The sequence below is a fragment of the Streptomyces sp. URMC 126 genome, from assembly GCF_051386555.1.
Classification (GTDB): domain Bacteria; phylum Actinomycetota; class Actinomycetes; order Streptomycetales; family Streptomycetaceae; genus Streptomyces.
On sequence record NZ_JBPQTX010001405.1, the window covers coordinates 1 to 232 of the forward strand.

General features: G+C 50.9%; 1 pseudogene. It reads right to left on the minus strand.

From position 1 onward, the window contains the following. Nucleotides 1-232 (minus strand): annotated as a pseudogene (locus ACSNOK_RS36455) (hypothetical protein); the annotation flags it as partial.

Genomic DNA, 232 nt, shown 5'->3' on the forward strand with positions numbered 1-232 from the left:
TCACCCATCCTATTGCGAATACGCCCCAAATGATGAGGATACCGGCAACAAGACCGATTAGAGACAACCATTTCTGTTTACGCGGTAGCGGGTTGGGAACTTCCCGTCCGGCATTTCCAATAGTGCTCTTCGCTAACAGAAGATACTGCATAAGGCCAATAAACATACCGATAGCGGCAAGTGCGAATGCCCAGTGGAATCCGCCGGCGCGCTGCACAATACCGGTAAGAAT